This window comes from Chitinophaga fulva, assembly GCF_012927205.1.
Classification (GTDB): domain Bacteria; phylum Bacteroidota; class Bacteroidia; order Chitinophagales; family Chitinophagaceae; genus Chitinophaga; species Chitinophaga fulva.
Window position 1 is genome coordinate 848,476 of sequence record NZ_JABBGC010000002.1, and the last position, 14,232, is coordinate 862,707.

General features: G+C 50.2%; 16 protein-coding genes. 7 read left to right on the forward strand and 9 right to left on the reverse strand.

What is annotated here, in order from left to right; genetic code table 11:
• Positions 1-43 precede the first annotated feature (43 nt).
• Complete coding sequence (locus HHL17_RS19990; protein ID WP_169226562.1) at positions 44-493, forward strand: carboxymuconolactone decarboxylase family protein; 450 nt, start codon at positions 44-46, stop codon at positions 491-493.
• Positions 494-566: 73 nt separating this feature from the next.
• Here HHL17_RS19990 and HHL17_RS19995 read toward each other — a convergent pair whose 3' ends face one another.
• The 3 genes from HHL17_RS19995 to HHL17_RS20005 all read right to left on the reverse strand — a co-directional run bounded on the left by HHL17_RS19995 (position 567) and on the right by HHL17_RS20005 (position 1,588).
• On the reverse strand, positions 567-932 hold the full coding sequence (locus HHL17_RS19995; protein WP_169226563.1) for a hypothetical protein: 366 nt from the start codon (positions 930-932) through the stop codon (positions 567-569).
• Between the two features lies 1 nt (position 933).
• Positions 934-1,137, reverse strand: coding sequence for a hypothetical protein (locus tag HHL17_RS20000; protein ID WP_169226564.1), 204 nt, complete (start codon positions 1,135-1,137; stop codon positions 934-936).
• A 73-nt stretch (positions 1,138-1,210) separates the two neighbouring features.
• Positions 1,211-1,588: a hypothetical protein gene (locus HHL17_RS20005; protein ID WP_169226565.1), complete on the reverse strand. Its 378-nt coding sequence runs from the start codon at positions 1,586-1,588 to the stop codon at positions 1,211-1,213.
• A gap of 174 nt (positions 1,589-1,762) precedes the next feature.
• Between HHL17_RS20005 and HHL17_RS20010 the strand changes: the two genes are divergently transcribed.
• A complete protein-coding gene (locus HHL17_RS20010; protein ID WP_169226566.1) occupies positions 1,763-3,505 on the forward strand; it encodes a hypothetical protein in 1,743 nt (580 codons plus the stop codon).
• Position 3,506: 1 nt separating this feature from the next.
• Here HHL17_RS20010 and HHL17_RS20015 read toward each other — a convergent pair whose 3' ends face one another.
• Positions 3,507-4,037 (reverse strand): hypothetical protein, encoded by a 531-nt coding sequence (locus tag HHL17_RS20015; protein ID WP_169226567.1) that lies wholly within the window; start codon positions 4,035-4,037, stop codon positions 3,507-3,509.
• A gap of 191 nt (positions 4,038-4,228) precedes the next feature.
• Here HHL17_RS20015 and HHL17_RS20020 point away from each other — a divergent pair, with 191 nt between their 5' ends.
• Positions 4,229-5,074, forward strand: a complete 846-nt coding sequence (locus tag HHL17_RS20020; RefSeq protein ID WP_169226568.1) for a metallophosphoesterase family protein — start codon at positions 4,229-4,231, stop codon at positions 5,072-5,074.
• Here the strand turns inward: HHL17_RS20020 and HHL17_RS20025 are convergent, their stop codons facing one another.
• From HHL17_RS20025 to bla, 3 genes are all read right to left on the reverse strand, one after another.
• On the reverse strand, positions 5,075-5,758 hold the full coding sequence (locus HHL17_RS20025) for an outer membrane beta-barrel protein (protein ID WP_169226569.1): 684 nt from the start codon (positions 5,756-5,758) through the stop codon (positions 5,075-5,077). It lies immediately after the preceding gene.
• 224 nt (positions 5,759-5,982) lie between these two features.
• A complete protein-coding gene (locus tag HHL17_RS33850; protein ID WP_169226570.1) occupies positions 5,983-6,951 on the reverse strand; it encodes a helix-turn-helix domain-containing protein in 969 nt (322 codons plus the stop codon).
• Positions 6,948-7,703, reverse strand: coding sequence for a subclass B1 metallo-beta-lactamase (bla, locus tag HHL17_RS20035; protein WP_169226571.1), 756 nt, complete (start codon positions 7,701-7,703; stop codon positions 6,948-6,950). The genes HHL17_RS33850 and bla overlap by 4 nt, the downstream gene beginning before the upstream one ends.
• A 171-nt stretch (positions 7,704-7,874) precedes the next feature.
• Between bla and HHL17_RS20040 the strand changes: the two genes are divergently transcribed.
• On the forward strand, positions 7,875-8,567 hold the full coding sequence (locus HHL17_RS20040) for an ankyrin repeat domain-containing protein (protein ID WP_206156103.1): 693 nt from the start codon (positions 7,875-7,877) through the stop codon (positions 8,565-8,567).
• Positions 8,568-8,849: 282 nt separating this feature from the next.
• On the opposite strand, the gene HHL17_RS20045 is transcribed toward HHL17_RS20040, so the two are convergent.
• On the reverse strand, positions 8,850-9,362 hold the full coding sequence (locus HHL17_RS20045; RefSeq protein WP_169226572.1) for a class I SAM-dependent methyltransferase: 513 nt from the start codon (positions 9,360-9,362) through the stop codon (positions 8,850-8,852).
• Between the two features lie 11 nt (positions 9,363-9,373).
• Positions 9,374-10,162: an AraC family transcriptional regulator gene (locus tag HHL17_RS20050; RefSeq protein WP_169226573.1), complete on the reverse strand. Its 789-nt coding sequence runs from the start codon at positions 10,160-10,162 to the stop codon at positions 9,374-9,376.
• 89 nt (positions 10,163-10,251) lie between these two features.
• Here HHL17_RS20050 and HHL17_RS20055 point away from each other — a divergent pair, with 89 nt between their 5' ends.
• From HHL17_RS20055 to HHL17_RS20065, 3 genes are read left to right on the forward strand one after another with little or no spacing between them, the layout of a single operon-like run.
• Positions 10,252-11,559, forward strand: coding sequence for a TolC family protein (locus tag HHL17_RS20055; RefSeq protein WP_169226574.1), 1,308 nt, complete (start codon positions 10,252-10,254; stop codon positions 11,557-11,559).
• Positions 11,556-12,605, forward strand: coding sequence for an HlyD family secretion protein (locus tag HHL17_RS20060; RefSeq protein WP_169226575.1), 1,050 nt, complete (start codon positions 11,556-11,558; stop codon positions 12,603-12,605). The genes HHL17_RS20055 and HHL17_RS20060 overlap by 4 nt, the downstream gene beginning before the upstream one ends.
• Before the next feature lie 6 nt (positions 12,606-12,611).
• A complete protein-coding gene (locus tag HHL17_RS20065) occupies positions 12,612-14,201 on the forward strand; it encodes an MFS transporter (RefSeq protein ID WP_169226576.1) in 1,590 nt (529 codons plus the stop codon).
• Positions 14,202-14,232: the final 31 nt, after the last annotated feature.

The following is a 14,232-nucleotide window of genomic DNA, read 5'->3' on the forward strand; positions in this document are numbered from 1 at the left end:
ATCTAATCAAAACAAATATTATTCAAAATTAAAACGATAAAAAATGGAAGCAAGAATTTCTTTCGGAGATGTTAACAAAGGATTTGCAGACGGGCTGTTTAAAACAGGCGCTTATCTCCGTCAGGGGCTGGACCAAAAGCTGCATGAACTGATCAACACCCGTATGTCTCAGATTAATGGTTGCGCTTATTGTCTGGACATGCATTTCAAGGATGCCATTCACAATGGGGAAACTGAACAAAGGTTATATTCCCTGCCGGCATGGCGAGAAACGCCTTATTACAGTGAAGCAGAAAGAGCGGCATTAGCTTTTGCAGAAGCGCTGAATGCCAATCATATGGAAGATGGGATTTTTGATGAACTGGCCAAACATTTCAGTAAAGAACAGATTGCCGATATCGCGTTGTCAGTAGCGATGATTGGTACCTGGAACAAATTGAACATCGCTTTCCGGACAGTGCCTGGCGGTTATGCCGTGGGCATGCACAGCTAACTCACAGATCGCGCTGTTCCTTGTTCCGGAGGGCGGAACAAGGAACAGCGATGATTACCTATATCCCTCACCGTTACCTTGCCTGCATCGCCGCAGGCCAGTGCTGCCAACCGTAGTAACTCACGGCGCCGGCGAAATAGGCCGCAACATCCAGCCAGTCGCCTGTATAACGGGGTGAATAACGTGGCATCACCCATTCAAATACAACAGACACATAACAGGCAATAAACAATACATATCCGAGTGGCAGCAGATAGTCGCTGCGCTGTACAATCCAGCGCTGTACCACTACCAGGCACACCTGCGCTATCAATGGCACCACGATCAGGTCTGTCAGATGCCCGTTCAGCCAGGGCAACGGGTGACCACTCCATCGGGCCATATGAACAATCAGCCATAATAAGCCACTGATACCGGATATGTAAAACAAACGCTTCATGTTACAGGGCAAATGATACCGCAATGGCCAGCAGGGCTGTTACTACGCCTGCCACCCCCAGAAAGGCCGCAAAACCGATCTGCTTCATTACTTTCTTCACCCCGGAATCTTCCGGTTTGATCGGCAACACGCTGTCTCTTAACCGTTGAATAAAGGACTTCTTATCCTCTTCCTCTTCGTTGTTCATGGTGGTATATTCGGTCATAACCTTGAATTTAGGTCAAATGTACTAATTTTTCAAATAACAACCATGAGATTTCCTGTTAAAAGAAGAAGTATCAGCTTTGCAGCGATGCAATATCATAGCCCAACTCCTGCAGATAAACAAGTCCATCCTGTTTATCGATTTTTTCAGTGCCGGTCCAGCCCCGGCCGAAACCGCATTCAATCAACTCACGGATATAACGGGGATAGTTCAGGTTCACATCACAAAGCTCCCGGGTATGCTTATTAAACAACCTGGTCCCCACGAATAACGGGTTGCCCGTTATCAGGTCTTCCGCCACCAGGCATTCGACGACCAACGGGGTATTCCGACAGCCTTCCAGGAATACTTTGAGGATCAACTTGCCATGCGATGGCCGGACATAGCGTGTTTGAATACGATACAGATAAATCCGGTCATTGATAACCATTCTTCTCAACTTGTTTTTCATGCTACTATATTTCAGGGTTAATCCGTATGATGCATAGGGTGATACCGGGATTTTTCCCGTAGGATCAAAAATGTTGTTTGTTTTTCATTGCCATCCCCCAAAAATACCTTTATTTTAAGTTTTGTCCCTCTAACTGTCTCAGCAAATATCTATCTGTGAACTACAACCCAAAATATGAAGGGACGACTCATTATTGCCATTACATTAATCATTTTTTCGGGGCGCTTATTTGCCTACAACTACGGAGAACACAAACTGATTGGTGACGCAGCGTTTCTGCGGTTTCTGCAATCATTACCGGAGAACAACAAAGCACAGCTGTTGCGTTACCTGGACATCCGGTCAGATGATCAGGGCCGTTATTATTTCGGTACCTTTTCCGGCCCGGACCAGAGCCGTATCTCTTATGGCGTTTTGAACGGCCTCAGCGGCGATCATGAGCGCAATCCTCTTTTGCTGGAAGAGCAATTACATTACCAGCATTCTGTCATGGAAAGGATCATCAAGCTGCATGACCACTACATTGAGATGGGCTACACTGCCGCCCCTGACAGCAAGCTATCAAAGATCGACTTCAGCTATGCCCTGAAAGCAGCGGTGAACCTGTCCCATTTTTATGAATACCGCAAAGGGTTCCGTGAACAGTTGCGGCACTTCAGCAAAGCGTCTGTCCGCCTTTGTGAAAAACCGGCGTTAGTAGACAGTATCTTTAAAAAGCTGGGACGCACCAATGCCATCAACATGTACGTAACACTGCATGTGCTGGCCATCGATCTGGCAGAACAAAGCGGACAGCTGTCCGGGAAAAATGAAGATGCCTCCAGGCAACTGTTCTTTTATGCCATGCTCTTTAACGCTTTCGCAGATCACTTCCTGGAAGACGCGTTCTCCGCAGGGCACCTCGTTGTAAACCGCACCATCTTTGAATCTATCACCAACAACAAATCGTTGCACGATTTCTACTCCGCCAACGGCTGCACCGTCGTTAACCGTAAAGGAGAGATATGGCACGCCTATGGCGATGGCCAGTTCAACAATCCGCATCACAGCTGGCAGAAAGACTCCACGCTGAAGGCAATACATTATAAAACGTTTACGCCGGAAGCAGAACGGATCATCCAGGCCGTATCTTTGTCACTACAGGACCTCAGTGATGCTTTCCAACGGGGAGCCGAAGGCAAAACCTTCACCGCTTTTCTGGATAAAATCCCCGATAACCACGCCGATCAGCCGCTTTACCTGATCGTTCATATCCCCAGCCTGGCGTGGGTGCCTATTCCTTATCGTTCCGATATGGATGCCCTGTTTGACAACCGCGGTACCATTACCAGCGCTATGCGGCAGGCGAACGCACCCTTGCGCTACCGCGACTTTGTGCGCAGCCGTGTTGGCAATTCCCTGGTAATAGGCCTTATCAGCGGCTCTGCCGCCACCGACCATTACCTGCTGGGGCCAGAGATACGGATCAATGCAGGCAACTTCGTCAAACACTTTAACTACAACAGCGATGGCGGCAAAAAAGGACTAATGGACTACTGGCTCGGCTATACGGTATCCGGCAGTTTCGCCAACCTGAAAGACAATGGCGCAGAGAAACCCACCACGGCCGCACAGCAGGTCAGGGTAGGCATCAGGGGCAACTTCGACTATTGGGTGAGCAACAAACGGTTCATCGGGCTGTACACTTATGCAGAAACCGGTGCCCAGTTCACCCGCAGCCGTACTACTTTTATTTTTGTGCCATCCATTGGTATACAGTTATCATCACTGTTAAACGTCAATGTAGAAAACATGAAAAGCTGGGCACGCATACCACTTCAATATATCCTGCCGCTGAAACTGCGATATGGCGCCGTTTATTCAGGACATGAAGTACCCCGGTACTTCACCTCCGCAGACATCGATATTCTATTATAAATTACCGCGCCACCTTGCGGGCCAGCAAACGCCTGCAGGTGGCTGCTTCTTTCGGCCATACCTTTTCAGGGTCCAGCGTATCATCCTCAAAACGGTTATGCCCCAACGTCGTTTGATCTATCATTTTTTTACCTGAAAAGTAATACCTTCCCTCAAAATTCCGTTCCAGGGAGTCCGTTCGAAGGACTCCCTTTTTTTCGTCATAATAGAAAATATCATACTGCTCATATACAAATATCAGCTCGTTGTTTTTGAAATAGAACTCCACCACTTCCACACCGCTGGAATATCCTATCCAGCGGACAGCTTTCACCAGCTGCTTATTTTTATAATAGCCTGTCAGGCTGCCACCACCATCAGTCATCTGTTCCATCCATTCCTCGTTGGTCAGCGTAACTTGCTTCAGGGCGCTGTCACGGTTGATTTGCTGAACGGCCTGCCTGATGGGTATTTTGTCCTGGGGCCTGTTTTGAGCCGTTATAGCAGTGACGGTTAGCAAGACGCATGCTGACAGGTACATTACTTTGTTCATCGGGAGAGGTAATTTCCCGGAAGATAATTATTAATTAGGATAACTTGCAGTGCGCCCTATGGCACCTCCTGGCGTAATCATGCCTCCCGCAGCGCGGCCCGCAAAGCCGGTCTCCTTTGTTACGGCAGCACCCTCTCTGCAAGCTAAACCGTATTTTTCGTAGCTTCGCAGCTTATTTGTTTGTTTTCACGATGAGACTAGCCATATTCGCCGATGTTCACGGCAAACTGTTGTTACCCTTTAAACTGGTAGACCTTTACCAGCAGCAAACCGGCAGAAAGATTGATTTTATCCTCCAATGCGGCGACATGGGCGCCTATCCGGATATTCACAACCTGGACAAGGCCACATTGAAACATGCGCGGCAGAACCGCGATGAGCTGGGATTTCATGATGATTTCATGGAGGAGAAAAAAGACATCCGGCAACTGCTGGACCGCCTTGATATAGATATGGTCTGTGTACGCGGCAACCATGAAGATCATGACTTCCTGGACAAGCTGGAACAGGCCAATGCTGAGCCCCGCTTTCCGATAGATGTATATCACCGCGTATTTGTTTGCCGTTCCGGTGTAAAACAGGAACTGCGCAAAGGACAGGAAGTGATACACCTGGCGGGCATCGGCCGTATCGGCGATGCCAAAGGCAGGACTGACAAACGTTTCATCCAGGAATATGAACAGCGGGAAGTCAAAAGGCTGCTCAAAAGCAGCGGTCACCTGGATATCCTCATTACCCATGACAAAGACGACAGCAGCCAGCGGGGTTACGGCATGAAAGCCATCCGCGATGTGCTGGACCATGTGCCTGTCCATTATCATTTTTACGGGCATACAGGAGAACCCTTCCGGCAGGAAGCTGATCCCAACGGCATTACGCAGTCCGTGAAGGTCAGTGAGCTGGAATTCGGTCCCAGCGGGATTCTACCGGAAGGATGTATGCTGATTACAGAACATCATTCAGATGGATTCAGTGAACTGGAAGTTGTCAGCCAGCGGCTCACCAACCAGTTAACCCAATACAACTGGAAAGACTGATCAGAGATGGAACCGCAGCCCCACAGACAAGCTGAGATGCGACAGGTCTTCCTTTTGATCATCTTTCAGCTCTCTTGTCTCCGTCATGTTAGGCTGCTCAATCGTTACGCGGCCTAATGTTCCGGCCAGATAAGAAAGCTGGGCGCCTGCGTATAATTTACGGGCAATCCGGATATCATAACCCACATCCAGCCCCGTACCCAAAGCACCACCTTTTATCATCACCGGATACGTATATACGCCGCCATTATCACGGTAGCGCATGTAGCCTAATAAAGCGCTGATCAGAAAAGCCTGGCTGTAGTCCTTTTTCGTATATACGCGGCCACAGAAAGCAGCACCGTAAAAACTGATGGCGATATTGTCCAGTACATTGGTGCGCATGCGGCCATTCGGGGTTTCAGCAGGTATTACGCCGCTTCCGGACGCCTGGAACCGCAGGTATTTGACCCCCACGCCCCATTCATCATTAAAGTAGTACTGCACATCTGCGCCCACATTAAAACCGGATTTCAGTTTCTTCATGTAGTCGCGGGCTTCGCCGGAAAAAGAAGTCGGGACCTTGCCTATGCGGTAGCTGTAGCCGCCGTGTGCCGCAATCCGGAAACGGGGAGCTTCTTTGTCTTGCGCCTTTGCCGCAAACGCCAGGGCGCTCATGATAAGTACCAGGGATAGTTTTTTCATTAGTAACAGTATATAGCGGGTTTAAGTTGACAGATTGCAGGTATTCGATATAGGTTTATATGCTACGGTTGACACACCGTAATATTAAACATAATAACCTGCATTTTCAATTTTTTTAACTATCAGGAAAACCCTATAACCATTACCACTATACGTTGTGCTTCAGCGGGGATCATAATGCATCAGTACAATGCCGCAATCATAGCGGATACTGTTTTTCAACGTCAGTTGCCGGAAATCGGGCAAGCCGTTGAAAACGGGGCCCTCCGCCTATCGCGCAAAGTTCCGGTACAAATAATACAATGATCCGTACAAATGCCACCTTGCGCCCACAGCTGCATGGCTTTCCGGAACCAGTTGGAAAAGTGGGCCACATCGTAAAAGCAGAGGCGATGGGCAATTTCACCGATGGCCGCATCGGAGCCCAACAACAGGAAAGCCGCTTCAGCGGCCACTTTCTCGCGGATAATGGCCGTAGCATTTTTACCTGTCACTTCCCGGCACAGGATGCTCAGATAGTTTTCATCGATATGCAGCCACGCAGCGTATGCTTTCACTGATAATAAGTCAAACTGATCTGTCTGCGCTCCTTCTTCCAGTTTTTGTTTGATGAGCCATTGAAAATCGCGGACTATATTTTCCCTTCGGGAGACATTTACGGCTGTTTCCTGCGGGCATAATTCCAACATACCGGCCATGAGCAGGCGCAGGCAATGCCGTGCCAGTTCCGGCTGTTCCCGGTGCTGGTACAGCTGTTGAAAGGCTGGCAGTATGCTATCTGCCGCGTCGATCGTTTGATAGAAGAAGTTGGCAGCCGGCAATATCTTTTCGAGGCGATATAACGGCAACAGGCCTACGTCATAGAAGTCGGCCGCAAACAGTGCATAGAAACCTGTTTGCTGACCGTCCGCCAAATCCCACTGCATCACGGCATCCGGCCTCGACACAACGATCATGGGCGGCTGTATGGGAAACGTATGACCATCAATGGTAAATGTGCCGCCACCGCCGGTAATCAGCGATACTTTATAAAACCCACGACGGTGTACCGCTGTTTGCTGAATACACCGCGTTTCATGGTCCTCCCGTTTGAACACGGCCAACTGACGAACGCCTGTGGTGGCCGGCAGGAAGTCATTGTCCGGGTTCAGCTCCCGGATGTACTCCTGCAATGTATAGTTTCCAGTCCTCACTGTGGGTGCTTTTCTTCGTAGGCCTTAATCAGGTCTATCGTATAATCACAGGCGCTGCGGCGGTTATCCAGCGCGCCATGGCCTGGTACCGTGACCGCCGGGTGCGGGTAGCGGGCTTTCAGTCGCAGCATGGCATTTTTCCATTCATATGGTTTGGCGTCCGACAGATTGCCCAGGTCGCGGGAATCCGTGCTCTTAACGAAACAACCACCGTACAACACTTTGTCTTCCGGCACCCATATCACGATGTTATCCGGGCTATGTCCTGCGCCGGGGAAAAACACTTCCACGCGGCGGTCGCCGAAGCGGAACGTGGTATCTTCCGGAATGATATACTGCGCCTGATCATTATGCTCTTTTTTACACAGCGCCAATGTCTGCGCGGTGGAATAAGTTTTGATTCCCTTCGCTGCCAGTGCGTTTAATCCCGCTGTACGGTCGTCGTGGAAGTGCGTAGCGATACAGGCAATTACCTTTTTACCATGCCGTTGCCGGATAGCATTCAGCAGCGGACCAAGCTGGGTGGTATCCCAGGGAATGTCTATCATCACGGCCCCTTCGCGGGTAATAACGTACATACTGTTGGATGGGAAACGGGAGCCATCGTCGAGTGTGCCTTTCGTCGTATATACGTAACAGTTACCAGCCAGGTGACTGATCTTCAGCGGTTCGTCTTTTGTCTGCGCTTTCGTCAGAGACGGCAGCAAAGCAGCTATGAGGGCAATGCCCGATATATATTTCAATCGCTTCATTATTGACAGGATTTATTGGGTAGTGTTGGCTGTTGCAATGTTAGGCAAGTTTAAGCAAATCACAAAACAGCCTTTGCCGGTTAGTAACGAAAAGTACCATGATAGTGATAATTATTACCATTTCACGAAGGAAGTCCGGCTTAATTTTGACTCAGCATAAACAATCCCTGCATGCGAAGCTGTCACTTTATTTTATTACTGATATTTTCAATGACGATTGCCATGACTGGATGCGCACAGGACAAACATACGCCCACTCCTTCCGGCAGCAACAGCAGCCTTTTACTGAAAGCTGCGGCGACCAATGACACCGCCGTCATCAGGCAGCTGCTGGCGGGCAAAACGGATATCGAAGCGCGGGACAACAAACAGCGTACCGCCCTGATGCTGGCTACCTATAGCCACCACACAGCGACAGCGGCCCTGTTGATTGCAGCCGGCGCAGATGTGAACGCACAGGACGACATCCTTAACAGCCCGTTCCTTTATGCTGGCGCGGAAGGTTACCTCGACATTCTACAATTATGCCTGAAGGCTGGCGCTGATTACAAAGTATACAACCGCTATGGCGGCACGGCGCTCATACCAGCATGCGAACGCGGACATGTGGACGTGGTACGCACCCTGTTACAGGATAAGGCGTTTCCTATTGACCATGTGAACCGCCTCGGCTGGACCGGCCTGCTGGAAGCCATTATTCTCAGTGACGGTGGCCCGGCACATGTACAGATCGTACAAATGCTGATCGATGCCGGCTGCAAAGTGAACCTGGCAGACAAAGACGGGGTTACGCCGCTGGCACATGCGCGGCAACGTGGATTTAAAGAAATTGCCGGTATTCTGGAAAGAGCTGGTGCGAAATAATCATATACCACACCTGGAAAAACCGAAGCACAAACAAACGACGAATCAGCATGGATAGATAAGGGTTAACCGATGACTTGTTACAACAAAAGAAAGCATAGCGCTAGCAGCTATGCTTTTCTTTTTACCATACTGTGTGATTTGCGCCAACAAACCATCTTTATTGGAATGCTCCACTTTTTTCAAGGTGTTATCAAACTACTACAAAAATACCGGTACCCATTGGGTTCAACAATCGCAGGCAGCTGGTAATATTTAACCATGGTAAACCAGTACCGATGTTTACACCTCCGCCTTCACTGCATACATGCTACCTGAACGATATACAGATGGCCGTTCACCGAGAAAAGCAACGTGCGGAAATCCTTCATCCGCCAGCAGCTGCTGTAGCGCATTCCGCCGGATGGGATAAGGCACCCATGTATTGGCAGCATCTGTATCATATTCCACGATCACCCATTGCGCACCGGCAGCCAGCTGTTTGGCCAACCGACGCACCAATGCGCGTTTATCTTTCACATAGTGCAGGGAATTGGCCATCAGGATGCCTTGCAACCCTTCTACCGGCAGCGGTTCCCGTACAAAATCCAGTTGGAGCGGGACAATTTTTTGCGCCGCCGGATTAGGCCTGGTCGTAAGCCGTACCGGCTCCTGGTCAATCGCATAAATAGTGCTGCCGGCGGGCAACAGATTGGCCAGCGCATAGGTAAACAACCCGCTGCCACAGCCCAGATCGGCCCAGGCACCGGCGGTATAATCCGCTTTGATCAGTTGTATTGCATCCTGTAACTCCATTGGGCTTTGTTTTATTTCAGCAGCCTGAAATCACTGGGCCGCATATTGATCATTTGCTGGAAAGTATTACTGAAGGCCGTTATCCCGGAATAACCCACTTCATAGGCCACTTCACTCACATTCATCTCTGTTTGTAATAACAGCTCCATGGCCCTTATCATCTTCAGCATTTTTACATATTGCAGGAAAGAAGTATTCAGTGTTTGTTTAAAGAGCCGTGTCAGGTTTCGTACACTGTACCCGAAGCGGGCCGCTACTTCCGGCAGCATCAGCGGTTCACTGACATTATCCTGCAGGTATCGCAGAATATCCTGTATACGGCTGTCATCTGTAGTAGGCAACAGGATGGAAAAGGGCTGACCGCTCGTATGCGGCAGTATATGCTTCAACGTTGTTAACAACTCATGCTGCCAGTTGCCCGGCAGGATGTCTCCTTTCCAGGACGCCGACAGTTGCAGGATTTCATTCACCACGCCTGTTACCGGGTAGATACTCAACTGGCCATAAAAAGGATGACGGGTATCATCTTCATCCATAAAATAAATATTATGGATCACCAGGGAAGAGCTGTTGAACTTGATGTTATGGTCTACGTGCGGTGGAATCCAGACATAATGCTGTGCGGGAATATAGTACTGTTTGTCGTGTGTATTCAGGTAGGCAATGCCACCTTCCACCAGCAGAATCTGGCTTTTATCATGACAGTGCATCGGGAAGCGGTTCTCCAGCGGTTCATTTAATACATAGATAGAATCCGGATGGCTGTCAATTTCATTTCTGAATTTTTTGAACACGTCCATACTTGGCCAAAATTAGTAAATATTTGGCCTATTATATCAAATAAGACTTACCCTGAGTCAGGAATTTTGCATCAACCATTTTTTTGTAGATGATGAAATACTATTTTTTACGTTTATCCCTGCTACTGGCAACGGTTTTCCCATGGCCCGTCTGCGGCCAGCAACCACCTGCCGGCGCCATTACGCTGGCAACGGTATGGGAACAGGCTGAAGCCGGCAACCGGCAGATCAGCCTGCAACAGCAGGAACTGGCCGGCAGCGCTGAGAAGGTACTGGCGGCCCGCGATACGAGACTGCCTTCCGTTAATGTAGACGGCTCGTATTCCAGACTGAGCAACATGCCACTTTACACGGATGGTATCCTGCACGCCCCTACGCAGTTCCCCGTTTCACATGAGCATTATACCGCCGGCGGCAATCTGTACTTCAACCTGTACAATGGCGGAAAGACGACACGGGAAATAGCCATGGCCAAAGCAGAACAGTCTATTTCCGCCACGAAGCTGCAAGGTTCGGTAGCAGACATCCGCTATCAGGCAGCCGTATATTTTCTGGACCTTTACCGCTATCAGCAGTTCAGGACATTGCTGGAACAGGATATCCGTTCCAGTGAGTTGCAGCTCTCGGAGATAAAGCAGCTGTATAAAAACGGGTTGGTATTAAAAAGCGATGTGTTGCGGGAAGAGGTGAAGATATCCAACCAGCGGTTATCATTGACGGAAATCAATAACAACATTGCCATCCATACACAGCGGCTGCATTACCTGATGGGGCGGCCGGACACCGGGGCCATCTACCCTATCGTGGAACTGCCTGAGGTGGCAGGCCCCGCACCCGACACCAGCAGCCACGAAGCCATCGAATATAAGCTGGCACTGAAAAACACCAGTCTCGGTGCCTTACGGCTGGACCAGGTAAAAGCCAACCCGCTGCCTAAACTTGGCTTCTTTGCCGATTACCGCTACACCTATCCGCAGACTGCTTACTACCCCTATTCACGTGTGCCGTGGTCCGGCGGTCAGGCAGGCTTCAGCGTCAGTGTTCCTGTTTCTTCCTTTTATCAAAACAGGCATAAAACACGCGAGGCGCGCATGGCGTGGCAACAGCAGCTGACCATCGCCGCCAGCGTGCAGGACAACCTGCGACAGGAGATACATGCCGCTTTCCTGCATTACCAGGAAGCCCTGCAACAGACTACCGTGGCGCGTAACAACATGCTGCAAGCCACAGAGAGCCTCCGCATCCTGCGCAGCTCCTACTTTAATCAGCAATCGCTGCTGAGCGACCTGCTTGACGCCGAGACGCAGCTGCTGCAATCCAAATTCAATCTAACTACCGCTATGGTAAAAGTGCAGGTACAACATTATCAATTACTCAGATTAACAGGAAAAATATGAACAAACAACTGACCGCTACCGACCAGTTTATTCTCTATGCCACGCGGGCATTCGCACTGCTTTTAGCCGGCGGCCTTTGCTGCTGGGGCGTTTGGTACTGCCTTCGCCTGATGCGCTATGAAGAAACCAATGACGCACAGGTAGAAGCCTATATCAATCCCGTGAGCGCTCGTGTATCAGGCTATATTCATGAGATACGTTTCGAAGAAAACCAGACTGTGAAAGCCGGTGATACGCTGGTGGTGATCGACAACCGGGACTATATGGCCCAGGCTTCCGAAGCAGAAGCCGCGCTGGAAAACGCACGGGCGCAGACCACGCTGCTGGAAAGCAGGATCAGCACCTTAAAAAACGAAGCAGCCGTTTCCGCCGCCCGCATCGATGCCGCCAAAGCCCGCATGCAGCATCAGCAGCAGGAATACAAGCGGTTCGCCAATCTGCTGGCCGAAGAATCCACCACGCAGCAACGATTCGATAATGTGAAAACCGCGCTGGACATCGCCGCTTCCGAATACCAGGCAGCGCTGCGTGACCATGCGTCCGCAGAGGCCCGTATTACAGAAGCCTCCCATCAGTCGGCCGCCGTGACCGCAGAAATCAAACGCCGGCAGGCGGTGGCAGAGCAGCACCAACTCAGTGTAGGCTATACCGTTATCCGCGCTCCCTACAACGGACGCGTAGGCCGTAAGAACATACAGGAAGGACAGCTTATTCAGGCAGGACAACCGCTCACTTTCATCTCCAATGATGAAACCCCCAAGTGGGTGGTGGCCAACTTTAAAGAAACACAGGTACAACAATTCCGGGCAGGCCAACCGGTGACTGTTACCGTAGACGCCTTTCCCGGAGAGACTTTCCGCGGAGAGATCACCTCCTTCTCTCCTGCTACCGGGTCCCGTTATTCGTTGTTGCCGCCGGACAATGCGACCGGCAATTTTGTGAAGATCATCCAGCGGATACCCGTACGTATCCGGCTGGTAGAGAGCCCGACCGTGCTGGCCCGTCTCGTGGCCGGTATGAATGCCAATGTATCTGTCAGTAAATAACCGTTTATGTCATCAATCAACTTACCACTTTTTAAACCATGGGTACCGGAATGGCTGATCCGTACAACCATCCTCCTAATGCTGTTGCCCGCGTTGGGCGTCTTCGCCCTGTATTTCAGCAACGGTGCTGAAACCACGGGTTATTACGGCATGGAGCCGGCAGACATGCAGTATTCCGTGGTATTGATGTATGCCGCACTTGTCACGTTCCTGCCGATAGACGACCGGTTGGTAAAGTATGTGAAGCCCCGGCCTTATTTTCTTATTGCAGTAGCGCTCAACACGCTAACCTGCTTTGTCTGCGCCGGCACCCGCAACCTGTCTGTATTCATGATCTGCCGCTTTGTACAGGGAGCAGTGTGTGCTTTGTTCTGCAGCATCTGCCTGCATATGATCTTTTCCCAGTTACGCTCAGACAGAATGCGGGTTATCGGCTATTCGGTGTTTTACGGCACCTTGCAGGTATCTATCCCTGCCTGCGCCTTCTTTTGCAGCTGGATATTACATTACTTTGAGTTCAACCACCTGTTTTACTTCGTCATTCTGGCAGAAATACCCGGCCTGATATTAATGCTGGCCATCACCAACAATGTGCGTTTCAGGAAGAAATTCCCATTGTACCAGCTGGATTGGGCCAGCTATATTTTATATACCATATTGTTATGTATCGCAGGTTACATACTGGTGTATGGCCAGCAGCTCAATTGGTTTTCCAGTCCGCAGCTACGCTGGTTGTTGCTGATTGGGCTTGCCAGTGGCCTGCTTTTCAGCCTGCGGCAATTTTCTTTAAAACGTCCCTTGCTGCAGCTGCGGCTGTTCCGGTTTGCCGCCTTCAGAAACGGGTTATTGCTGCTCATCGCCTACTATACTTTCAAAGGTACCACCGGGCATGTTTACGCCTATTTACAAGGGGTATTACTGATAGACCCACTCAACCTTACCCCTGTTTGGACATCCAATATCGCCGGGGTTGTTATGGGCATGCTGGTAGCCTCCCGGCTGGTGCTAAACCAGACGGATACACGCTGGATACTGGGCTGTGGTTTTCTATCCCTGTTGTTGTTCCATGTATGCATGTATTTTCTGTTCTCCCGGCAGGCCAATACCAATCAGTTTTTGCTGCCTATGTGGATACAGGGGTTTGGCACAGGCGCCTTGTTTGTGCCCATTGTGATGTACGTGGTTGCTGCTGTTCCCGCAACCATGGCGGGCACCGTGTCTTTCATTGGCATCGCCGCCCGTTATGCCGGTTTTTGCGGCAGCATCGCTTTCGCCAACTATTTCCAGTTGTATGCGAAGAGCATTCACTATAATAAATTCAGGGAGAGTTTCACGGGTATCAATCCCATGCGGGAAGATGTACTGGAGCAGTTCCGGCAGCATTTCCTGGCTGGCGGCAAGGACATGGCCACTGCGCGGCAGCTGGCGGAAGGGGCTGCCCAGCACCTGATGCAGGAACAAACCGGTTTACGTGCATCGATGGATTATTATGCCTGGATGATTATCGGTTTAAGTGTATTGATCACCGTTATAGTGGCAGGCCCATGGGTAAAAAAGCAGGTATTGCGGCCGCGGCGGGTGTTTACGCCGTACTGACCTGAATTGGAAGCTCAATACCCCGGGCTAA